The sequence below is a fragment of the Niabella aurantiaca DSM 17617 genome, from assembly GCF_000374125.1.
GTDB lineage: Bacteria > Bacteroidota > Bacteroidia > Chitinophagales > Chitinophagaceae > Niabella > Niabella aurantiaca.
In genome coordinates this window covers 439,674-463,950 of record NZ_KB893637.1, presented here as the reverse complement: position 1 = coordinate 463,950, position 24,277 = coordinate 439,674, and the positions used below count along the sequence as shown (strand labels likewise).

Sequence of the window (24,277 nt, the reverse complement as noted above, 5' to 3'; positions counted from 1 at the left end):
TTGTTACTTCAAAGGAGATGTTGGCGCATCTCCTTTTTAGTTATTTATTGTTTTTTTGTTATTGTTACCGATAAGGGGCAAATGTCGTCCGGTACAGCAGTAGCACCGGCTGATGCACATTTACTGAATGATCACCGTTTTACCGGTGATCCTGTATTGAAAAGGGTAGGTAACCTGTAAGGCGGTCAACGCTTCCCCGATGGTCTCTTTTTCAAACACTCCCGTAAACCGCTCCTCCTTAAGCCGCTCATTGTCGATAAGAATGGACACTTTGTACCACTTTTCCAGTTTTTTGGCCACTTCTGCCAGCGGTTCACTGTTGAACATGAGCTTATCCTGTATCCAGGCAGTTTCGGGGATCATACCGGTTGCCTCTTCTTTATGAAGCGGCTCCATTTTAAACAGGATCCCGGTATCGCCCGCCGGGTCGGATCGGCTATTCGCATCGTTTATTTGTATGGAAACTTTCTCATTGGGCTTCAACCGGATCCGCAGTTTCTTATTGATCTTATCGGTTATTTCCACGGCGCCTCTTATCAACGCCGTCTGCACCAGGTGCTCGTCTTCATACGCCCGCACATTAAAGGCCGTGCCCAGGACCTTTACCTGTATGGTTGCCGCCTGCACCGTAAATGGCAATTGCGCGTCGTGCACCACATCAAAAAACACTTCTCCCTCCAGGCGAAGGTTCCGGTTTGTTTTGCCAAACCCTTTGCTTAGGGTGATATGGCTGTTCTGGTTCAATATTGCTCTGGAGCCATCGGGCAGGGTTACTTCGTGCCGGGTATTTCCGGACTCAATGGCCATATCATGCACATCCGGCATGTCTTTTCCTTTAGCCGGGCGCTGCTGCGCCCAGAAATAACCCAGGGTTAAAACAACCACTCCCAAAACAGCCCCGGCCCACCAAAGCCTCCTGCCCTTCTGCCGGGTGTTGACAAAAGTACCGGGATCTGCTTCCCGCATGGCCCGCAGCTGGCGCCTCCAGGCCTCTTTTACCTCCGGATCCTGTGTTGAAGCAGTGCCCTGGCCAGCATTAAAAAAAAGGCCGTGCAGCTCCAGTTGAGATGCCAGCTCCGGATGATCCCGCAGCAGCTGCTCCAGCTCCTGCAGCTCCTCAAGTGTTGCATCCTGAGTCAGCTTTCGCGCACTTAATTGCCATATTCTAAAGCTCGACATATACCTTTTATTTTAAAAGAACGCCCGGCGCTATTTTACATCCGTTACAAACCGGACGGCCTGCGTTATTTTTTTTAGTGCAATAGCCATCTGGGCGTCAATCGTCTTTACCGATATATTTAAAATGGCCGCTATTTCTTTATACCGTAGTCCGTCCTGCCGCGCAAGCCGGTAAATGGTCTGGCACCGGGCGGGAAGTGCATCTACAACAGCTTCATACCGCCTTACCAGCTCCTTATTCAGAAAGATCTGCTCCGGGCTGCTGCTTTCCAGTACCGCCGGCTCAATGGTTATTTCTTCAATCCCAAACTGCCGGGCGGCGCTTAACTTTGTCCTGCGCCGGATCGCAATATTCTTGGTAGCGATATAGATATAGTTATTCAGATTCTCTATCTCGAGCAGCCTGCTCCTGTTCTTCCAAAGATTTATAAATACATCCGATACCACTTCTTCCGCCGCATGCCGGTCTTTTACAATTGCATCTGCAAACCGGTGCAGCTTTTTGAAATAGGCATAGAACAACCGTTCAAACGCCACTTTATCATCCAGTACCGCTATTTGTTCCAGTAAGATCTGTATGTTAATATCATGCTCCAAAGCCTGCGGATCGTTAAACAGAGGAAACAGCCTCTATTAACAAGGAGGCAAAAATTAGAAAAATCCCCTAAAAGAACGACAACTTTTTTTCGGATCCCGGTTCCTTTTTTCCGCACCGCCGGTCGGTGTCAAAATAACATGCCTCAGCGGATGGGTCCGCCAGTGACCGGAGCAGCGTCCGCATCTGCGCCAAAAACATCTGTTTACAGGAAATGGATCATTTGATCTTCAGAAAGCCGTTGATGGCGCGCATCATAAAATATAAGGCCAGGGCCCCGGCATAGATGCCCATTAGAATGCTTGCTCCAAGCCCGTTATACGTATACCCTTCCGGCATAGCCAGCAGCAGGGCCGTCATGACCACGAATGTGAGCCCAAAGGTAAGGCTGCCATTGAGCAACGATTGCTTCAGCAAAAACCGGTTGTACCGGAACCCTTCGGGAAATGAGAAGCAGGTGGCGCGCTTTTGAAACAATGCCCGCATTTTGTTGCAGGTGTCTATGGTGGTAAGCAGGGGAATAATGAACGCCAGCGGCAGTAAAAACCGCGCAATACTATACGCACCTTTAAAAAGATGCACGGCCGCGGGCTGCTCAAAACTAAAATAAGGGATCATGGAGTTGAAGCAGATATTCGTACAGGCATAGATCACCGCATTCCTGACCAGGAAGCGCTTCCATATCCGCGGTTCCACAACCGTGGCCTGCCCGGGCAATGCTGCTATTTCTTTAAAAAGATTGTTCATAAAAAATCATCCGGTAACGGCCACCGCCTGCTGCAACTGGAACATAAATGCATCCCGGACCGCCTGCGCCCGGTCCCTGCTGAGAAAATGCTCTTCGGATATCAGCGAAAAATCAAGCTGCCCGTCAAAACTGGTCACCACCAGGGTATTGGGGTTTCTCCAGGGTAAAGCGGCACTGGGCGCATACACCCTTTTTACGTTAAAGCCGTTGTAGACCGCCGGAATATCCAGCCGGCCCATATTGGATAAGGTAATATCATGACCTCCCTTGGTGGTGCGCAGGTGTTTGACCATCTGCCCGGCTGCAGCGTGAAAATATTCGGTAAGCACCAGCAGGTGATTGGGGTTTAGCTTATGGATCTTTTGCTGAAGATCTGCCTTCATCCTGCGCGCCCGGCTCCAGAATGCTGCATCATTCCTGTCCGCCCCCGAAAGTTCAACCACCGGCGCAAAAGCAAACATCATGTCTTCCCTGATACCCGGCACCGATTTACGGATATTCACCGGGCAGATCAGTTTGTTTTTCGCCTCCTGCCCCATCACTTTACCAAAAGCCGTCAGGAAAGCGACTCCCAGCGCCGCCTGCACCGTGGTTTGAGCAGCCTTACAGGCAGCCATCAGCTGCTGTGACTGCTCCCGGTCCATCGGCCAGCGGACCATATAGTATTGTCTTCCGCTTGCGACCGGTTTGTTCCGGACCAGGAGCGATAATATACCCCGGGCTGCGTAAGCAAATACCCGCGCCCTGATCACCGCTCCCTTCCCCGGCATTTCGCTTTTGGCAACAAGATCAGCGGTGGTATCAAAAGAAGCGTACGGTACCGCCTCCAGCAGCGGATCGGCGGCATAAGCCAGCAGCTCCCGCATCAGGTTCACAATAGTGCCGCCATCGCAAATACAATGCGGCAGTACCAGCACCAGATCCGATACAGCATCTCCCTTTAACCAGAGCACGCGCATCAGCGGCGCGCTTTGGTAGTCAAAGGGGCGCTGCCATTCCGCTACGGCAACGCGTACCCAATCCTCATCCGTATTCCGGGGCAGCACTTCCACACGCGATGGTGCGGGCGTATCCCGGATGTCAAAATAAGGCGACCGCGTTCCTTCCTGCAGGATCACCGCCCGCAGCAGCGGATGCCTGGCCTGCAGCCGGTCAAAGGCCCGGTTAAGGTCTTCTTCCGACAATGCGCCTTCGAGCGTTACCGAAAATATGCAGTTAACCGGCCGGTCGCCGTTGGCATACATAATGCGTTCTCCAACGATAAGTCTTCTTTTCATATCAATGCGGGTCAGGAGATCCTTGCAGTTGCAGCAACAGATCCGTAAGTTTTTCTTTTATAGCCACAGCTTCACTGCGGGGAATATACCCTTCGGCGGAAATAAAGCTGAAGTCCAGCTGTTGTTTAAATATAGAGCTGATCAAGGTTGTGGGATTGCCCAGCGAACCGATCACCGAAGGGCTGAAGATCGCATCTACCGCAAAATTGCGGTACTGGTGCGGAATGCGCAATATGCCCATATTGGAAAACATGCAGTCGTTAGTGGGCTTGCTATATTTCAGGAATTCCGCCATACGCGGCAATGCCCGATGAGCATATTCCAGCATCATCAGCGAATCGTAAGCGTTCAGCCGGGCCAGCTTTTTTGAAGCCATGGCCTGCAGCTTCTGTGCCTTTGCCGCAAAACCGGGGCCCGGCCGTTTATCCATAGAAAGCTCCAGCAACAGTCCGAATGCAAACACCGCGTCGGCCCGGATCGTCCGGGCATATCGCCGGATCTCCACCGGGCAGGTAACCTTATTGGCTGCTTTTTTTCCGCGCACCGCAGCAAAAGCGCTCAGCAAAGCCAGGCTTGTGGCCGTATTGACCGTAATCCCCAGCGCTTTACAATGCTGCACCAGGTTCCTGGTTGCTTCTTCCGGCAGCTTCCAGTGAAGCAGGTACTCCTGCCCGCGGCTGACTGTTTTTTTCTTTAGCGGAATGGCATGCAGCAGCAGGTAACCCGCCCAGCCCAGCAGCCGGGCGCGCAGGATCTTTTTCCGGCTGCGCAAAACAGCGGCCGGCACAATGTCTGACAGTTGTGTAAACACGTGCTCCTTACCGATATCCGCATCCGGCTGATCCATCAGCAACAGGAACTCCTTCACAATAGCAAGCGCCGATCCCCCGTCGCACATACAATGATGCGCCACCAGCAACAGCTCCGAAACTTCGTTTCCCCGTACCCATACCAGCCGCATCAGGGGACCCTTCCGGGTATCAAAAGCGGTATTCCATTCTTTTACCGACTCTTCCTGCCAGGTTTCGTCCGAGCTGCGTGTTGCAATGCGTATGGGTACTTCAATTTCCGGTGCCGTGCTCTCAAACCAGGGCATCCCTTCTTTGTCTGTTGTTACCGCGGCAGCAAGCACCGGATGTTTTTCCTGCAGCCCTCTCAATGCATGCTGCAGCTGCTCCTGTAACAACACCCCGCGGATCCTTAACGGGAACAGGGCGTTAAAAGGAGTTGCGCCATCCTGGTACATCATGCGCTCTGCAAACAGCATTCTTCTTTTTATTCTTGGTCCGGTCATGCATCCATCAGTTTGGGAGTAGCCTCCATTACAAAATTTTCCAGGAGCTCAATGGCCCTTGCGCTGCCCCCTGCTGCCATAAAAGTTTCGCGCACTGCTGCGGCCGCTTCACGGAACCGGGGCTCTTTCAGCAACCTCCACACCGCGTTCCGCATATCCGCAGCCCGCATCCGCCTGTACCGGATCTTCAGACCACAGCCGGCTTTTTCGATCAGCGAAGCGGTGTGGAAATGATCATATGCGATCGGCGTAATCAGCATCGGCAACCCGTTCATAAAAGTATCGTTCACGGTGTTAAATCCTCCATGGCAGATCACCGCATCCATATGGGGCATCAGCGCCGCCTGCGGCACAAAGCCCTGCACAATAAAATTATCCGGCCACTCCTCCAAAACTGCCGGGTCGGTTGCCGCAATAATGGTTACCGGCTCATCCCGGAAAGCCTCGATCAGGCGGGTAAAAAACTCCTTGCGGATATCTACCAGCAGAGTGCCCAGCGATACAAAGATCTTCGGCGTGGTGGCCCCGGACAGGCGCTCCCAATCGAAGGGGCTGTGATTGGGACGGCCCTGCACGGGACCTACGAACTGCATATGCGGCTCCGGGTTCCCGAACCCCGCAAATGCCGCAGAGGTGAAGACTATATTCAGTTTACGGGAATGTATGAACACGCCTTCTTCCTCAATGCCCACACTGTGCTGCAGATCGCGGATCAGCTTTTGCAGCCATTCAAATATTTTCGGCGCATTACCGGCCGTATCGCCCATTACATCGGGCGGCACCGGCGTGGTGGTTGCACAGGGAATTCCTTTTTTATACGCAGCCAGCGCACCGGCAAAGGTAATGCAATCATTTACGACCACATCCGGCTGCCATTCATCCATGAACTGCTCCAGGCCCGGCATCATCATCCGGGCAATGGGCACATAGGTTTCTTCCAGCGCCAGCTTCATGACTTCCGGCTGAGACAGGGAAGGACCATCATCCTGACGTTTCAATATCCTTTCTATCTCTGCGCGGTGGCCCTTCAATGCCGCTTCCGGAACCATGAACACACCTCCCTCCGGCAAATGTGCTTCATCAACCGGTACAATGCCCAGCCAGGTCACTTCATGCCCTCTGGCGATGAGGCCTGCGCCTATACTGAGCGTTGGACTGAGATGTCCGAAAAACGGCGGTACTACAAATAAGAATTTCGACATAAGATCAGGTTATGACCCCTTGCCCGCCGGTTGCATTTTTCCCCGGCCCGCAACAGGATCCTGTTTTGTTGTTAATAATGCTTCCAGATGACCTGCAGCAGCGCTTACGCCGCCGGCGGCTTCAAACGATGAGCAGATCTGCTCCGCAGCTTCCCGGAACTGCTCCTGCTGCAGCACTTCCATAACCGCATCCCGCAGGTGATGTGCCTTGAACCGGTTGAAGTTCAGCCGCAATCCTGCGCCGGTGCGTGCTACCCTTCCCGCTACATGCGACTGATCGTACGCTATAGGGATGACCACCAGCGGCAGGCCATGACTCAACGTTTCGCATACGGTATTGTGCCCGCCATGGCAAACCACCGCCTGCAAATGCGGAAGCAGCTCCAATTGCGGGACCATCTTTTGAATGATAAAATTGTCCGGGACCGTTTCAAACAGACCGGGATCGGAGACCACCACTACCGTGAGCGCCATTCCGCCAAAAGCCTCCACCACCCTGGCAAAGAAAAGCCGCTTATGCGCATGGTCAAAAGTGGTACCGATGCTCACCAGGATCCTCGGGTGCGGTGTGCGGTGAAAGCGCTCCCAGTCAAAGGCCGCAGCCGTTTTACGATGTTGTATGACCGGCCCTACAAAACGGAAATGCGGGGGCAGCTGCATGGTTCCAAAAAACAGCTGCGAGGTAAATACAAACGTCAGTACATCGGAACAATCCAGGCTTTGATCGCCGGGCCAGCCCAGCTCCTGCTGCAGGGCCACGACCTGTTTTTCCTCCCACTCATGTACCCCGGGCAGATCCTCCATTACGTTTATCGCCGCAGGTGCGGTTACCGAGGTTGCATAGGGGATCTGCAACTGCCGGGCGGCAACCGCACCGGCAAACAGCTGATGATCGGTGATGACCATATCGGGTACAAATTGCAGCAGCTGTTGCCGGATATCCGCGTACATATAGCGGTTCAGGGGAATGAGCACATCTTCATACAGGAATTTAATGCTGTCGATGCCATAGACGCTTTTGCTCGTGATCTTATCAAGATATGCATCGTTCTCCTGTTGCTCCGGGCTGCTGCGGCCGCCGCCGGTCTGCAGCAATATTCCACCCGCCGGCAACCGGTGCTGCAATGCAGGGTCCAGGCTGATCCAGCCTACCTCATGCCCCCTGCGCAGCAGTTCACTGCCGAGGCTGAGGGTGGGATTTACATGCCCGGTAAAAGGTGGTACTATGATCGCAAACCTGGCCATAAATATTCTTTGGTTTTGTTATCTAAACAGTCATTGTTTCCCCTACAAGGAAGCGCATCAGCACAGCGGCTACCTGTTCCGGCGCCTGAACCGGCAGGTCATGGTCGCCCCCTATCTCTACCAGTACGGCACCGGGAATATGGTCCTTTAAAAAATAGCCGGCCTCCAGGCAGTCGGAACGGTTACCGTAGATCAGCAGGGGCTGGTGCGCCAGGGCCGTCAGGCGCGCATCGGCAAAAAGATCCCGCTCTGCCAGCATATCCTTTTTGATGGAGGTCTGGGAAAAAAGGAATTCATACATGCGGTGACTCCGCTCCAGCTGCCGCCTGCCTATCCGTACTTTTGTGGTATTGAAATAATGTTCCAGGGAATCCCGGTTGTAGGCATCCATAAAGCCGCGGGTACGGTCATCGGCAGGATCCGGTCCTTCGATCATTGCCAGCCCGTGAATGCGCCCGGGAAAATGCATGGCCATTTTAAGACCAATGAGCGCGCCAAAACTGTAGCCCACCAGGTGTACCTTATCCAGCCCCAGAACGTCCATCAGCGCCCGCAGGTCGCCCGTCATGCTGTCCAGGTCGTACCCATCCGCCGCGCGTTCGCTCATGCCATGACTTTTAAGATCATATAATACAACATGAAAGCGCCTGGCCAGTACGGGAGCGATGTTAAAATAATACACGGAGAGGTTGCTGAACATACCATGGATCATTACCACGGTTTCCGCAGCTCCTTTATTCAGCTCCTGGATATGAACCTTCTTTCCGTTGACCTGGATTACCGGCATTGCTGGATGTAATGGATGATATCGTTCAGATTCAGATTGATCAGCTGGTCAAGATCCATACCCGATAACCAGCCGGTAAAATCGATGTGCGCGCCAAAATGCGCTTTTACTTTTTCGGAAAAGGCAACGATCTCGATGCTGTCCATTTCCAGGTCCTTTGTAAAAGAGCTGGAGGGCCGGATGTCCATTTCCTCCGCAAACTCCTCGCCGATCACTTCGGTAATAAATTGTTTCAAAAGATCGAAAATTGCCGCCGCAGCCGGCTGGTTGATTGTTACAGTGTCCATCCTATAATATAATTTTTATGTTGCATTGTTTTGATCACCGTGTCATTGATCAGCAGCTCATCGCCCCTGATCTGTTTTACTTCATAGGCCCTGGGATCGCCTTTGAGCCCCAGTCCCAGCATTTTGCCATACGCTTCCTTGGCCACCCACAGCCGGGTACTCCACTCGGCAGGATCCAGGTCCCTGATCAGCGCACGCTCGGCCGCGGTGCAGGCCAGCTCCATAAAATCCGGAGTACGCACCGCGATCCGTTCGATATCGATCCCTACCGGCCGGCCGCTTGCCGCAACCGCTACCGCATCGGTACCTTTATGCGCCAGCGAAACCCTGATGTCTTCCACGGCTTCACCAGCTACATAAGGCTGTTGCTTTTCGTTGCTGCGGGTGCTGAAAGTGATCGGGAAGCAGGAGTAGCCCCGTTCCCGCTGCAGCAGCGCCCTTACGGCATCCTTGACCGCCACCCGGCTGATCATCCATATCTTTTTTCTTGCAGGGTTCAGTCCCTGGTAATGTTTTTTTTCTTCCTGGTTAAAATACCGCTTCAGGATAAAGTCCCAGCTGACCACACGGTTATAGGCATTGTAAAACAGGAACACACCGGGGGCCAGCTCCTCCGACAGCCGGTGCTGCAATGGCGACATCGATATCCTCCAGAGGGCCTCATCGATCTCCAGCCTCCGGTTCTGCCAGCCGGTAATGATGGCCCAGGTACGACCCTCCCGTTGCATCACTATATTGGCCGTAACAAATTCATCGTTCATGGCAGTGCGTACACAGGTACAATCAAAAACCCCTTCCTGATCCTCCATATCGCCATAGAAAGCGATCTCCTGGATCTTCACCGGAAATGCAATACGGTCTTTGGTAAGCGTGAGCTGCAACCACAGGCCAAACAGCTGCCCCGCATTATCCAGTAAAGAACCCTTGCCTCCCGCGCCTTTGATCCGGCCTTTTATCCCTCTTTCTCCTATTGCCGTAACCGACAGGATGCCCTGGTAGGCCGGGCCATGGAACATATGTGCCTTATAGATCTTCTCCGGCGTGATCTGTATGCCCAGGTCCTTACCGATATTGTCGTCTGTCTTTGGCGCTGCCGGCAGCGTGCCGGCAAGCATTACTTCTGCGGCAGCATATTTTTCCAGATCCAGCTGCGCCAGGTCCGGTCCCTTCCAGTGCCCCGTAACCGTTTCGCGGAATGGCTGGGCCACGTTCATCCACTGGTGCACTTTTGTGTTGCATATCTTATGCACCTTACGGCCGGGTACCTGCCTTGCGGTGATATCGCCAAACAGCTCAAAGATCATCGTCATCGGAATGACCGGGTCCATATCCTGCACACAGCTCCAGCCCGGGGGCTGGCGCAGCAGTGCATGATCGATCAGATAAGGGGTGTTCTCCAGCGTGATATCCAGCTGGTGCGCAAAAGGCTCCCGAACCGGAGCAGGAGGCACTGTCCTTACCGGAGCAATTCCTTCACCGGCCGGGACTTCCCTGGCCAGGCGGAACAGGGATACGAGCTCCTCCTGCATCCGGATCAATTCGTTTACATTCTCTTTCATTGCGCGCATTACAGGATGGCCGGGCACTTCCGCCGGCAGCACATCAGCAGGTACGGAACGGCCGGCGCTTAAAACGGCTTCATCGAGCAGCGGCCATTGTTTTACCAGCGGCGTTCCCAGCTGCAGCTTTATTCCTTTTGCAGCGCGGCGCTCCGGTTCATTGCGAATACCCATAAATGCAAGGTCCACTGCCCTGCCTTCGGCAAATAAGGCGGCCAGCACCCGCTGCAGTTGTGCAATGCCGGAGCGCACCGGTACGTTAGACGCCACGGCGCTGTACATCCGGCCTTTCAAGGTATCATCAATAAAGCCGGTAAGCCCCCCGGCGCCGATCTGTACAAATACCCGGGCGCCTTCTTCATAAAGTTTCAGTATCAGCTCACGGAAGCGTACGGGCCGGATCAGGTGCTCTACACTTAGTGCGCGTATCGCGTCAAAATTTTCGGGATAGGTTTGTAAAGTGGTTGCCGACCACAGCGGGATCCTGGTTGTCTGAAAGCGCATGCCTTCCATGCCCCGCAGCAATACATCCAGCTTATCTGCCACAAAAGGCGAATGGAAGCCGGATTGGAACGGCAGTACCTGGTAAAAGACCTGCCTTTCCTTCAGTATCGCCGTAAGCTGCCCGATGGCAGCATGTGTTCCGCAAAGGATCACCTGGCTGGGGCAGTTGTCATTGGACAGGTACAGATCGGGGATCTGTTCCATCAGCGGCACAGCGGTTTCCAGGCCACAGCCTACCGCTATAAAACGGGAGTCTTTCAGCTCGAAGGTTCCCGGGTCCAGCACATTGAGCAGCTGTGTTACCGATGCCTCTTCTGCCAGCTCGGACGACCGTGCCGCCAGCCATTCACCGAGGCTGTGCCCCGCGTTCATATCGGGTATAATGCCGAGGCGTTTCATCGCCGTATCCAGCACACGGCTCCGCTCCAGCACATCAAGCGCCTGTGCCAGCAGTCCGCTCTCCTGCGCAGGGCGCCGCCCGTCCAGTCCGAAATAAGCGGCCACGCTTTCTACTTCGCCACCGGCCAGTCCATCCAGTCCGGGAAAGACAAAGGCCAGCTTCGCATCACCAGACAGCAACGGTCCGTTGGTGAACCAGATATCCTGCCGGTTTCTCCAGGGTTTATCCCTGCCCACAATTTTTATGGCTTTTTCTATCCGTTCCGGACTGGGATCAAAAAGCGCAATCCGGTAATTCCCTTCACCGGTGCGGGCATCCCTCCCGGCAAGGGCTTTTATCAGTAATTCCTTGCTGTTGCGGGCCAGCAGCAGCACTGCATCGCCGGCGAAGGACCCGGCCTCTGCCCTTTGCTGTGGCGCATACCCTTCCAGCACCACATGTGCATTGATACCGCCAAAGCCAAATGCATTGACTCCGGCATAGGGTTTCAGGCCGCTTCCGCTCCAGCTGCACGGTGCGGTAACCGCGCGAAAACGTGTTGCGGCCATTTGCGGCAGCGGCCGTGCGCAATGTAAAGTAGGGGGCAATACGTCGTGATACAGGGCCAGCGCTGTTTTGATGAGCCCTGCAATACCGGCGGCCGGCATGGCATGCCCGATATTGGATTTAACCGTGCCGATACCGGCCCGGAGCTCCGTATGCGCGGAGCCAAATACGGAGCGCAGTGTTTCCAGTTCAGTTTTATCTCCAAGCGGGGTGCCGGTGCCATGCGCCTCAATATAGCCGACGTCTGCCGGATCGATACCGGCGTTCGCCCAGGCCTGCCGTATGGCTTTTACCTGGCCTTTTACCGCCGGGCTCATTACACTGGTGCCGCTGCCGTCGCTGCTTACTCCCACCCCTTTGATGACCGCATAGATCCGGTTGCCGTCCTGCACCGCCGCGCTCATTTTTTTTAACACCACAAAGCCGCAGCCTTCGCCGATCAGCAACCCGTCCGCATCCTGGTCAAAGGGCCGGATCTGCTGGGTGCGCGAAAGGGCACCCAGCTGGTTAAAAATGCTCCAGAAGGCTGCATTCTGCGCCACATGCACGCCCCCGGCAATCATGAGCGCACAGCGCCCACTGTGGATCTCCCGGATGGCCTGGTCTACCGCCAGCAGGGAGCTGGCGCAGGCCGCATCCACGGTATAGGCGGCCCCGCCCAGGTTCAGCCGGTTGGCCACCAGCGAGGCGGCAAGGTTCGGGATCAGCCCCATGGCCGTATCGGCGCTGAAGCGGCCCTTCCGTTCCTGGTATTCTTTTTTTACTTTCTCGATCGCCGTTTCCGGCAGGGAAGGCAATGCATGCCGCAATACTTCTGCGATCTGCTCGCCGGTCCGTACGATCTCGATGGCCCTGGTGGCACCGGGGCCCGCATAGTTCCCCTTTCCAATAATGATTCCCGTATGCTCCAGCGCCTCCTTATTGCCAAGCGCGCCTGCATCCTCAAGGGCTTTACAGGCCAGGTCAAGCGTCAGCAACTGGTCGGGTTCCATGCCTTCAACGGCCAGGGGCAGGATGCCAAAACGCACCGGGTCAAAGACAACGCCGGGTATGAACCCGCCCCGGCTGCAGTAGAACCGGTCCGCTCCGGCAGTAGCCGTATCAAAATATAAGGGGTCCAGTCTTTCGGCCGGAACCGTTTGTATCGCATCTTTCTTATCCAATATGTTTTGCCAGAAAGCAGCAGGATCTGCTGCACCGGGAAAAATGCAGGACATTCCAATGATGGCGATATCTGTTTCTTTCATTTGAGCGTTCCAACTTTTTGGTACAGGGTCTGCGGTTTTGCTGCCTTCCTGTACCCCTTGCCTGTTCATACAGGTACCGGGATCACCAGACATCCCCGGCCATGATCAGCACCTGGCTTTCCGTACCATATTTTAATTCATTTACAAAGCTTTCCAGTCCCTCTTCCAGCGGTATGAGGGCTATTCCCCGCCTGTTGTATTCATTTTCCAGGGAGGGTGAAACCATACCGGCCCCTTTCCAGGGTCCCCAGTTGATGGCGGTTACCCTTCCCCTGAGCTTTTCTTTTAACGCCCAGGTATAGCGGTCCATTACGCTGTTGGCCGCGGCATAGTCGGTTTGTCCGCGATTGCCATATACAGAGGCAATGCTGCTGAAGAGGATCACGAACTGTACATCCTCCCTCAGCTCTTCAACCAGCACGCGCAGCGGCGTTACCTTCGTGGTAAATACCCGTTCAAAGGACTCGGCCGTTTTGTGCAGGAACAATTTGTCTTCCAGCAGGCCGGCGCCATGGATCACCCCGTCGATGCGGCCGTAATCACGGTATACCTGGTGAAGAAGATCGCGGAGGCCCTGCTCGTCCCGCAGGTCCAGCGAATGATAGGCCACTTTTGCGCCGTTATTCTTCAGCGCATCGATCGTATGAAGGATCTGGTTATTCTTGAAAAGCTGCTGTACTTTTTTCTCAATTTCAGCAGGGCTCTTCAGCTGGCCTTCTTCAATGAGCCTGCTGCGGATCTGCTCTTTTGTTTTGAATATGCCGTAGGGATTGCTGCCCGGCTGCGGACCGGGTGAACGGCCTACAAGGATATACTGACAGGGATAGTCTTTTGAAAATCTTGCCGTAAGCTCGGCAGTGATCCCCTGCGCGCCGCCAAACACCAGCACTACCGCTTCATTGCCGAGGTGCAGCGCTGTATGCCCGTTTGACCGGATCAGGTGCGAAGGCACCAGGTTATATATATTCCGTTCCCTCCCCTGGTACAATACTTCAGACGGGGCACCGGGCGACAATAATTCATTCAGCACGATCTCTGAAAAATCCTCGGGTTCCAGTACCGATTCCAGACTGACCATGCGGCACTGTGTTTGTTCCAGCTCACGGTCCAGGCTTTTCATCAGGCCGGGATATCCCTGGTAGCCCCGCAGCATCTTCAGATCATTGTTCTGTTCCATATGCCCGGAAAGGTCGCAGAACATAAAGATCCAGGATATCTTTTCCGGATCCAGCTTTTTAATAAGGGCGAAGGTTTCCATAATGCTGTACCATCTAGCCGACTCGTGGGCATTGATGATAACCAGACCGTCAAACAGGTGCAGGTCATCCTCCATCGTAACCAGGAAGGCCTCCGCTCCGGATGCTTCCAGCCGCTGTTTTACGGCAGCAGCCATGCGTCCCCCGTCGTTGGTGATGGCAAAGCGCCTGCCACGGATCCGTTCCGGGTTGCCTGCGGCCATCTGTGCAGCGGTGATCTCAAAACGCAGGCGGGAGATCCTGCTCTCCGGGTCTTTATCACCGGCAAAGCCGTTGTTAATGATCTCCTGTGCTTCCTTCACGGGTGCTCCGGGGTTGTTGTACCGGTTCAGCCAGCCCAGCAGTCCGTTTAAAGTTTTGATCGCGGCCAGCTGCTCCATGATGTCCTCATCCTCAGCACCGGCATTTCCTCCGCCTGTAACAAGCTTCAGCGCTCCGATGATCTCCATACGTTTTATGGAATCGATGCTCAGGTCGGCTTCCAGGTCCAGGTCCAGGCCCAGCATTTCAATGGGGTACCCCGTTTTTTCGCTTACGGTCTGTAACAACACCGAACGCAGATCCGTTGCAGGTCCGGATGCGGTTTGCTGCGGGGATGCGATGACCTCATGGGCGGGGGCCGGTTGCGCCGTATGCGCCCGGAGCCAGCCGATCAGGTTGCTGAGTGTTTTGATGACCGCCAGTTGTTCCATCAATTGCTCTCCGGCCTCGTTTTTTTCCGGAAAGCCCCCCAGCCGGTCCCGCATGGCACCGATGATCTCCATCCGTTTTATGGAGTCGATGCCCAGATCCGCTTCGAGGTCCATTTCCAGGCCCAGCATTTCATGGGGATAACCTGTTTTTTCGCTGACCACTTCCAGTAACAGGGTCTTCACATCGGTGACCGCCACCGGTTGCGGCAGGGCCGCGGGGATCCGCTCCGCCGGCGCTGCGGCGATAGCCGGAACCGCAGGCTGCTGCAAGACCTCAGCTATTCCGTTTCCCTGAACCGGAAGCTGTGCCGCCGTTACAGGTTGCCCGAAATAGCTCATCATCACATCGCGCTGAGCCTGTATCATCATTTTCATGCCGGCCAGGTATTCCAGCATCATTTTATCGGCAGCGGCCGTTTCCTGTGTCATGGTCGTTATTTGGATTTTTAATGGAATGGGGGTTGCGATGGGCAATGCACCATGCGCGGGCAGCTTGCCGGATGCCGGCAACGCTTTTTGTCCGTCTACATACCACAACGCCGGGCTTTTGCGGTATTGCTCCGGCGCGTCGATATGGATCAGGCGGACATCCCGGTCTGCAAACAATTGCCGGAGGTCCACATTCCGTCCGGTAGCCTGGTAGGCCGCTATTGCCCGGAGCAGGAATGCGATGCCTCCCTGGCCCTTATCTTCTGTATGCAGCACCTGTTCATCCCCGTTCAGGATCGAACGGGTAAGTCCTCCCAGTACTTTACCCGGGCCGGTTTCAATAAATAGCCGTGCACCAGCGGCATACATTTCTTTAATCTCTGCAATAAACCGGACCGGCTGTACCAGGTGCCGGGCCAGCAGCTCTTTGACGGCTCCGGGCTCCCCGGGGTAGGGACGGGCGGTGGTATTGGACCATACAGTCAGCTGCGGACTGCAAAAAGTCACTTCCCTGAGCGCACCTGCAAACAGGGCCTCTGCTCCTGCCAGCAGCGGGCTATGAAAGGCACAGGCTACATCCAGCTGGCGAAAAGAGATCTTTTCGGCCTTCATCCGGTGCACCAGCTGCTGCATTCCCGCGGTGGTGCCTGCCAGCACCCATTGTTTGGGCGCGTTGAAGTTCACTGCCCAAACCTCCTCCTGGCCGCTGATCAGCAGGTCCAGCGCATCGGCGGGCAAACTCACTGCTACCATCATTCCTTTGTCGGCTCCCACGGCATCCAGTATAGCGCCGGCTCTTTTTTCGCTTAATGCCACCAGCGCTTCCGGGTCAAAGACTCCGGCAAAACACAATGCGGGCAACTCGCCGTAGCTGTGCCCGGCCACCATATCCGGAACAATGCCCAGCGACCGGAGGTACTCAGCGATCGCCAGATCCACCATGCCCAGCAAAGGCTGCGCATTGCGGGTGTCTTTAATAGCCTCCTTCTGCATCTGCTGCGCCGTTTCACTGAAAGCGGCATCCGGGAACAGGATCTTTTCATACCGGCTATGCATTGCCAGCAACCGGCGCATAGCCGGGAACGCTACGAACAGCTCCCTTGCCATATTGATGCGCTGGCTGCCCTGCCCGGGGAAGAGGAAGGCCACCTTCCCTTCCTTCCGTCGGCTGATGAATACCCCGTCTGTTTCCGTTCCCTGCCGCGCCGCCTCCATCCGCTCCAGCAGCTGGCTGCCGCTTTCTGCTATGATGCTGTATTGCACCGGGTCCTCATTATATACGGCCAGGCTGTAAGCCAGGTCCTTTAAGGCGATGGAATCATTGGTCGCAAGCAGCGTCTTTACCCGATCCATGACCTGCCCTGCCGCACCGGGGGTGGCGCCACGGAATACAAACAGCTCCGCAGGCCAGTATGCTAATGTAGTTGCCGCATTCCGGGCGTTACTGCTCTCAAGCACCGCATGAAAGTTGGTGCCGCCGAAGCCAAAGGCACTGATGCCCGCACGGCGTATGGCATGGGTCCAGACACCTGCTGCTGCATTAAACGCAAAAGGGCTGGTCTCCGGATGGTAATAGGCATTGGGCTGGCGCAGGTGAATGGTTGCCGGTTTTACGCCGTGGTAAACGGCAAGCGCAGCCTTGATCAGCCCGGCAAGCCCGGCCGCACATTTGGTATGCCCGATCTGGGTTTTTACCGAGCCCAGGTGTACCTGCCCCGGCAAAGCGCCTGCCTGCAGCAACAGATCGGTAAGGGCGCTCAGCTCGGTTCTGTCGCCCACCACCGTTCCGGTTCCATGCGCCTCCAGCAGACCCAGCCCGGCCGGTGAAATACCGGCCTGCTCATAGGCCCGCCCCAGGGCGCTGATCTGACCTTGTTTACGGGGAGCGGTCAATCCCAGACTTTTGCCGTCGCTGCTGCCGCCCACACCCCGGATCACTGCATAGACCCGGTCTCCATCGCGTTCCGCATCTTCCAGCCGCTTCAATACCACCATGGCCACGCCTTCCCCCAGGGCAATCCCATCTGCCGCTGCATCAAAAGTGGCGCAGCGCCCTTTCCGCGAAAGGGCATGTGTACTGGAAAACATCAGATAATCATTGATGCCGTTGTGCAGGTCTACCCCGCCGGCCAGCACCATATCGGATTTTTCAAGAATCAACTCCTGGCAGGCCAGGTCGATGGCCGCCAGCGACGAAGCGCAGGCCGCATCCACCGTATAGTTGCGGCCGCCCAGGTTCAGCCGGTTCGTGATCCTGCCCGCGATCACATTGGCCAGCACACCGGGAAAAGAGTCCTCGGTAAGCCGGGGCAGGGCCGCGTCCAGCGCTTCCGGCATTTCGCCGAACACCTGTTTAAAATAATTTCGGAAACCATAGTTGTTGGCCAGGTCATTGCCACCTTCAGCACCCAGGATAACCGATACATTTTCTGCATTAAAATTTCCTTCTTTATAACCGGCATCTTCCAGTGCCTGCCTGGCGACCAGCAGACTGAGCAGCTGGCTGGGCTCAATAGCGGCAAGCGATTGCGGCGGTATGCCAAATTCCAGCGGGTCAAAACCAACGCGGGGAATAAAGCCGCCCCATTTGGAATGCGACAGCCCTTCTGTATCCGCAGCGGGGTCAAAATAAAGCGCTTTATTCCAGCGGTCATCGGGCACTTCGGTCACACTGTCCGTTCCCATAACAATATTGCGCCAGTATTCTTCTTTATTGCTTGCCCCCGGATAGATACAGGCCATTCCCACAATGGCAACATTAAGCGCCTTCTCTTCTTTTACAGGCATTGCCGGTAACGGCGCCTGTTCTATACAGGCCGCATGCCCCGTGGTCACGGCTTCATGCAGCTCGTGCAGGCCCATGGGCTTATGGTGCATGGCCACTACCTGGCCGATCATGTACATTCCTTTATCCAGCTGCGCCGCCGCAGCCACCGGTTCCAGTCCGCCTTCCCGCCGTTCGATGCCTTTGGCGGCTATGCGCAAGCGGCCCACATTCAGCGCTTCGAGCTGTTTCCAGATCTCTTTCTTTTCCAATCCTTCTTTTGTCAGCCGTTGTTTTTCCTGGTTGAAGAACCCCGTAAAAGGAGAACGCAGACAGCGGGTCTCATGCCCCGGGGCTGTTTCCAGCAATACGGTATCGTTTTGAAGGATGGCCTGCTGCTGAAACTGTTCGAGGACGGCACCGGTCTGCACTGCTTCGCGGGTAAAGATATAAGCCGTTCCCATCAGCACCCCTACCCGGGCTCCCCTTGCTGCCAGCGGAGCAGCCATTACTGCAATGAATGCGGCAGAACGCGCGTCGTGCACCCCCCCGGCAAAAAAAACATGGACGCCGGAAAGGTCATCTTCCTGCAGCAACCGTTCGATCTGCTTTTCCCAGAGCACCATACCGGAGAGCGGGCCAACATGGCCGCCACATTCCCTGCCTTCGAACACAAAATGCTTTGCACCCTCACGCAGGAACATATCCAGCAGCACCACCGAGGGCACATGCAGGAATACCCGGATCCCTATTTTTTCAAGCGGTGCGGCCTGTGACGGGCGTCCCCCGGCGATCAGCACCACCGGCGGCCGTTCTTCCCGGATCAGCGCCAGCTGCTCATCGCGCAGTTCCTGCGGAGCAAAGCCCAGTATGCCGACCCCCCAGGTCTTATCGCCCGCCAGCGCTTTTGTTTGCCGGATCAGGTCGCGTGCCGGTTGCCCCTTCAAAAGGCTCAATGCCACAAAAGGCAGGGCCCCTTCATTGGCTACAGCAGCAGCAAATTCCGGCACATCGCTTACGCGGGTCATTGGTCCCTGGGCAATCGGGTAAGTGATCTTCAAAGCTTCCGCCAGCGCATTGCCCGGGCGCAGGACATTCAGGGTCTTTGCCTGTATAAGGTGCCCGTGCATGGCCTCCCGGAAGGCAAACACCAGATGCTCCAGTTTCTTATAGCGCTTTGCCCAACCGCCTGCCAACGCCACATCCTGCCCCAGGGCAAGAAGGTTACGGCCTATCTCCCAGCCGCCCAGCAGCGGGCGGATATCTGCAAAACCGGCTTCAGCCGCTATTGCCGGGGAATCCGGGCGAACGAGCACCCGGTACTGACCGATCACCCGGGTTTCATTACCGTGCAGTTTGCCGGCAATATCCTTTATGGTTACAGGGGCGCTGCATTCCCGGAAAAGGAGCACCTGGCTGTCCAGTACAACGCCCCTGGCACCCAGCGCTTTTGCTGCAGCCGCAGTATGTATTCCCATACCGCCCTGCACATATATATCTATACCTTTAATGACAGCGATGACGCGCTGGAACAGGATGAAGGCCGACTCTTCGCCCACCGTTCCGCCGCTCTCATTGCCCTTTATAATGATGGCCGCGGCCCCGGCTTTTTGGGCCTGTACCGCTTCGTTTACCGTAATGATCTGGAAAAAGAGCCGGGCATGCGGAGCAACCGGCACAACGGCGCGCAGCGCCCAGGGGACCATAATAACGCTTATATTTTCCGGCAGCAATGCGTTCTCCGGCAAGGCCGTTACCAGGGCTACACCAAAGCGCTCCTGCCGCTGCTCCCTGATCCTGTTCAAAGCGATACGGGCCTCCTCCTCCCTCCAGCCCAGGTGTATAATGGGAAAGGCTCCGGCTTTAGCGGTGGCCAAGGCTAACCCCACGTCCGGAATTTCACACGGAGACGTGATCAAGAGGTCCTCATTCAAAAAATTAGGATACATAAGTTTAGGTTGGGCTCAAAATTGTTGTCCGGTCTTCTACGAGTCATGTACCGATGAATGGGGCACGCCCATCAACCCTTTCTGAAAAGCAACAATGCGGCTCATTCTCAGCGAGCGATTAGCCTTGTTGTTCGCAGCACCTGGTACCGCCAATAGCGCTCATTATATTTTACACAAAACTTATAATCATCTTTAGTATTGGCTCAATAGTATGAACGTTTTAGCGCACCCAAAGTTAAGACGATCCTCCACTACAAATGTTATTTTTTTAAAATTTATTTTCGAAACGTTTCACGGCCCCGTATCCGGTAAACCGGTAAAGCTGCTGCAATGGCTATGCAGCAGCGATCGGCCGGTTCCGTCAAAATCCCTCTAAACGGGGGATGCCTTTATCCCGCAAGGCCGCTATCTTTGTTTTACAAGCGGCACTGAAGCAAAAAACAATTGCCCGGATCTTAAAAAGACAGGTAAATATTCTCATGTAATTTTTGTTAAGAAAATTGCACCGCAGGTGGTTTCTACTACCTGCTTTTTCAAACAGCAGATTTTATATTTAACATTTAAATATCCGGCAGGCGCAATATCTTAGGAATAAATTTAAAAAACGTCCGGACTTCGTGAAGCCGATCATTGCCATATCCGTTTTGTGTTTGCTCCTCCTTCTCTTTGACACAGGCTACTGCCAGCGCCTGCCCATCGAGAATTTTAATGTAGACAAAGGATTGAGCCAGTCCCAGGTTACCAGCATCGTACAGGATCAGCAGCATTACCTGTGGGTAGGCACCATTGCCGGCTTAAACCGTTTTGACGGTATGCATTTTGAAACCTTTTCAAAAAAAGACGGCATCCGTTCCAATACCATAACCGCTTTATACTGCTCCCGCGGCGGCGCTATATGGGTGGGCACTTCCAAAGGACTTTCCTGCTACAATGGTCACCGCTTTGAGAACCTCGCCCTGCCGGCTCAGGACAGCCACCTGAATTTCAGAACGATCACTGAAGATACCAGCGGAACTGTTTATGCGCATGATCCCCGGAACGGCATCTTCGTGGTAAAGGGAACGAAGATCGTCAAGCAAACAACTCCTGCCGAAAACAACGCCGTTACCTGCCTGTACCGCACCGCTGCAGGTAAGGTATGGGCTTATATCGACCAGCATGGATTTTACCAGCTACAGAACGGTCAATGGACCAGAGGCTTCAAGATCCCCGGGTTAGAGCAACAGGAATATGTGCGGTTGATGACAGAAGGCAATGGCTTCTATTACGCGGTAACCAATAAAAGCACGCTGTTAAAAATACAGAACGGTGTGGTTGTCCGGAGAAAGAAGCTGCAGGGCGCCTTCCGGTCTGCAGGTATGGACCGGGGCAACACGCTCTGGCTGGCTTCTGCAAAGGGCGTGCTGGTTGTCGATGCAGCAGATCTGTCTGTTGCGAACCGGATGAACGCCGCCAATGGCCTTTCCGACAACATGATCCATACCATCTACAAAGATACCGATCAGCATTTGTGGATCGGTTCCGACGGTGACGGACTCTTTAAATACTGCGGAGGTGCTTTTATCAGGTATGACAAAAACACCGGGCTCACCGGCAATGTGCTGATGGGCTTTGCCCGGGCAGTGGACGGCCGTTTATGGATGGGCACCCGGGAGGGGAAACTGCTGCGATTTGATCCGGCAAAAAAAACATTCACTTCCACCGACTATTCAGAATTCAGTACCTATGGCATCAACTGCCTGGGCGCAGACGCCTCCGGAAATATTTATGCAGGCACCATGGATAGCCGGTTGCTAAAGATCCGCGGCGGGCATATATCAGAAATAATCCTGGACCGGAAACACCGGCCGGGCATTTACACCATCAGGGCCTATAACAACAAAGTACTGGTGCATACCATGGAGGGCGGCTATTGGCTGGAGGGCGATCATGTACAAAAGATCAGAGGGCTGCGATCCCTGGTCAACTCCATTCAGCTGAGCAAGGATGCTTTTTTAATGGGCAGCGACCAGGGGCTCTTTTTCTATTCGCCCGGCGGTGCCCCAAAAAAATTAAACATCGCCGGGCTTGACGGCGTCAATATTTCCTGCTTTGAACGGTACCGCCACTATATTGTTATCGGAAGCTTTGACGAAGGCCTGTTCTTCTGGGATCAGAAAACCAACCAGGTGATCCCCTGCAGCAAAGAGCAGGGCCTGGCCGACAATAACATCTTTGCGTTAATGAACGATTCGCGCGGGAACCTGTGGGCGGGCAGCAGCTCCGGCGTGCAGGAGGTTGCCTTTAATCCGGCCACCGCCGGCTTTCATGTAAAGCAATACACCGTTGCAGATGGCTATGACCCTTCAGAAACCAACCTCAATGCCATGATCGAAGACCAGGAGCATCAGATCTGGATCGGGACCACAAAGGGCGCCTTTAGGTACAACCCTGCGGACGACAAAAGCAGGGAAACCGGCAAACCGGTCACGGTTATGGAGTCCGTCTCCTTTCCCGGAATGCAGGAGCTCCGCATCAACAGCCTGCCCGCCCGCGAGCACCTGCCGGCAGATCCGGCGATCGCATATACCAGCAACAGCATCTCTTTCAGCTTTAAGGGAATTTACCTCCGCGATCCCGCCTCCCTCCTGTATGCCTACCAGCTCGCCGGCTATGATACCGCATTCTCCCCCCTGCAAAAGGAAACCGTGCTGAATTATAAGAACCTGCCGCCGGGGCGCTACGTGTTTAAGGTCCGGTCCTTCACAAAAAACGGCATCCCTTCTGCAAACACGGTTGAATACCCGTTTACCATTACCACACCCTATTATCAAACCGTATGGTTCCGCGTACTGGTGATCCTGGGCCTGATACTCATGGGCGTACTGCTGCAGCGGGCCTATGCAAACCAAAAAAGGAAAAGGGCCAAAGAGATCCGCCTGATAAAAGAGCAGGAACAGCAAAAAATACGCACACAGACCGCCGAGGACTTTCATGATGAACTGGGGAACAAGCTAACCCGGATATCTGTACTGGCGGATGTCTTAGCGCATAAAACCGACCCGGCAGATGAAGAACGGAATAAGATCATCCTCCAGATAAAATCAAACGCCCTGAGCCTTTATGCCGGTACCAAAGAGATCATCTGGTCGCTTACAAAAGAAAGCGACAATCTTAAAGAAGTGATCCATACGATCCGGCAGACCGCCGTTGAGCTTTTCAGCGATACCGATGTGCGGCTTGTTTTTACCGGGCTGGAGCAAATCGGGACCGGCACAAGGATCCCCGCGGGATATAACCGTAACATCATTATGATCTTCAAAGAGCTGCTGAGCAATACCATGCGGCATGCATATGCCACCAGCGTTACGATCGCCTGCAAAGAAGAAGCCGGCACGGTGCAGATCGATTTTGCCGATGACGGCATCGGTTTTGATGTGAACGGCCAGACGGGAAACGGGCTGAGCAATATCCGCCGCAGGGCAGGAAAGATCAATGGCACGGTGACCATTCATTCCGAAAAGCAAACCGGCACCACCTGCCGTGTTATTTTTAATACGCGCGATGCACTACTTAAAATCAATAAAACATGATGTACTCCGCCACGAGCCATACCCGCCCACCAGATCCGCTCATTAATGTTTGCATTATCGAGGACGATGAGATCATCCGGAAAGGCTATGTAAGCCTGCTGCAGGCAGATCCGGATTTTTTTATTTCCGGCGACTACCCTTCTGTAGAGGCATCGCTGAAGCACCTGGAAGCAGCCTGCCCCGATATCCTTTTACTGGACATCCAGTTACCGGGAATGAAAGGCGTGGATGCGCTCCCCCTTATCAAAAAAACGCTTCCCCAGGTGCGCATCATTATGCTGACAGTACATGAAAATCCGGAATTCATTTTTACCGCATTAAAGAACGGCGCGTCGGGTTACCTGACCAAGAACACCAATTTCAGCAAGATAAAAGACCATATCAAAGAAGTGGTAAACGGGGGCGGCGCCATGAGCGCGGGCATTGCCCTGCAGGTAATGCAGCACTTTCAAAAAAACTTAAATACACCGCTGACCAAAAGGGAAACAGAAATACTGGAGCGCGTGGCCGACGGTAAGAGCCGCTCAAAGATCGCGGCAGAGCTGTTCATAGACCTGGAAACGGTAAAGTCGCATATCAAAAACATTTATCATAAGTTAGACGTCAACTCGCGCGATGAAGCGATAAAAGTAGCAAGGGAAGGCCGGTATATTTAGCCCGGACCAATTTTTCACGCAAAAAGGGGGATATGCAGGATCAGAATCCGTGCTAACTTCATGCTGTAAGAACAGCGAACAAAATCGTT

Annotated in this window: 13 protein-coding genes; 2 read left to right on the top strand and 11 right to left on the bottom strand. The window is 54.5% G+C overall.

Annotated elements, in window-relative coordinates:
* Positions 1-120: 120 nt before the first annotated feature.
* The 11 genes from B160_RS0115630 to B160_RS0115575 all read right to left on the bottom strand — a co-directional run bounded on the left by B160_RS0115630 (position 121) and on the right by B160_RS0115575 (position 19,900).
* Positions 121-1,179, bottom strand: a complete 1,059-nt coding sequence (locus tag B160_RS0115630) for a FecR family protein (protein WP_018628874.1) — start codon at positions 1,177-1,179, stop codon at positions 121-123.
* 30 nt (positions 1,180-1,209) lie between these two features.
* The gene (locus B160_RS0115625; RefSeq protein WP_018628873.1) at positions 1,210-1,776 is read right to left on the bottom strand and encodes an RNA polymerase sigma-70 factor; all 567 of its coding nucleotides are present in this window, start codon (positions 1,774-1,776) and stop codon (positions 1,210-1,212) included.
* A gap of 217 nt (positions 1,777-1,993) precedes the next feature.
* Positions 1,994-2,521 carry a hypothetical protein gene (locus B160_RS0115615; RefSeq protein WP_040679933.1) on the bottom strand — a complete coding sequence of 176 codons (528 nt, stop codon included), beginning with the start codon at positions 2,519-2,521 and terminating at the stop codon, positions 1,994-1,996.
* 6 nt (positions 2,522-2,527) lie between these two features.
* Positions 2,528-3,799: a condensation domain-containing protein gene (locus B160_RS0115610; protein ID WP_040679931.1), complete on the bottom strand. Its 1,272-nt coding sequence runs from the start codon at positions 3,797-3,799 to the stop codon at positions 2,528-2,530.
* Position 3,800: 1 nt separating this feature from the next.
* On the bottom strand, positions 3,801-5,093 hold the full coding sequence (locus tag B160_RS29300; protein WP_051107183.1) for a condensation domain-containing protein: 1,293 nt from the start codon (positions 5,091-5,093) through the stop codon (positions 3,801-3,803).
* On the bottom strand, positions 5,090-6,295 hold the full coding sequence (locus B160_RS0115600; protein WP_018628868.1) for a glycosyltransferase: 1,206 nt from the start codon (positions 6,293-6,295) through the stop codon (positions 5,090-5,092). The genes B160_RS29300 and B160_RS0115600 overlap by 4 nt, the downstream gene beginning before the upstream one ends.
* 9 nt (positions 6,296-6,304) lie before the next feature.
* Positions 6,305-7,540 (bottom strand): glycosyltransferase, encoded by a 1,236-nt coding sequence (locus B160_RS0115595; protein WP_018628867.1) that lies wholly within the window; start codon positions 7,538-7,540, stop codon positions 6,305-6,307.
* Positions 7,541-7,562: 22 nt separating this feature from the next.
* Positions 7,563-8,327, bottom strand: coding sequence for an alpha/beta fold hydrolase (locus B160_RS0115590; protein WP_018628866.1), 765 nt, complete (start codon positions 8,325-8,327; stop codon positions 7,563-7,565).
* Entirely contained in the window at positions 8,318-8,614 is a 297-nt protein-coding gene (locus B160_RS0115585; RefSeq protein WP_018628865.1) for a hypothetical protein, read from the bottom strand. Before B160_RS0115585 ends, B160_RS0115590 begins: the two co-directional genes overlap by 10 nt.
* The gene (locus B160_RS0115580) at positions 8,602-12,870 is read right to left on the bottom strand and encodes a type I polyketide synthase (RefSeq protein WP_026309806.1); all 4,269 of its coding nucleotides are present in this window, start codon (positions 12,868-12,870) and stop codon (positions 8,602-8,604) included. The genes B160_RS0115585 and B160_RS0115580 overlap by 13 nt, the downstream gene beginning before the upstream one ends.
* A gap of 82 nt (positions 12,871-12,952) precedes the next feature.
* Positions 12,953-19,900: a type I polyketide synthase gene (locus tag B160_RS0115575; protein ID WP_245562230.1), complete on the bottom strand. Its 6,948-nt coding sequence runs from the start codon at positions 19,898-19,900 to the stop codon at positions 12,953-12,955.
* Positions 19,901-20,577: 677 nt separating this feature from the next.
* On the opposite strand from B160_RS0115575, the gene B160_RS0115565 reads away from it, so the two are divergent.
* The gene (locus B160_RS0115565) at positions 20,578-23,532 is read left to right on the top strand and encodes a ligand-binding sensor domain-containing protein (RefSeq protein ID WP_018628861.1); all 2,955 of its coding nucleotides are present in this window, start codon (positions 20,578-20,580) and stop codon (positions 23,530-23,532) included.
* On the top strand, positions 23,529-24,188 hold the full coding sequence (locus B160_RS0115560) for a response regulator (protein ID WP_018628860.1): 660 nt from the start codon (positions 23,529-23,531) through the stop codon (positions 24,186-24,188). The genes B160_RS0115565 and B160_RS0115560 overlap by 4 nt, the downstream gene beginning before the upstream one ends.
* Positions 24,189-24,277 lie beyond the last annotated feature (89 nt).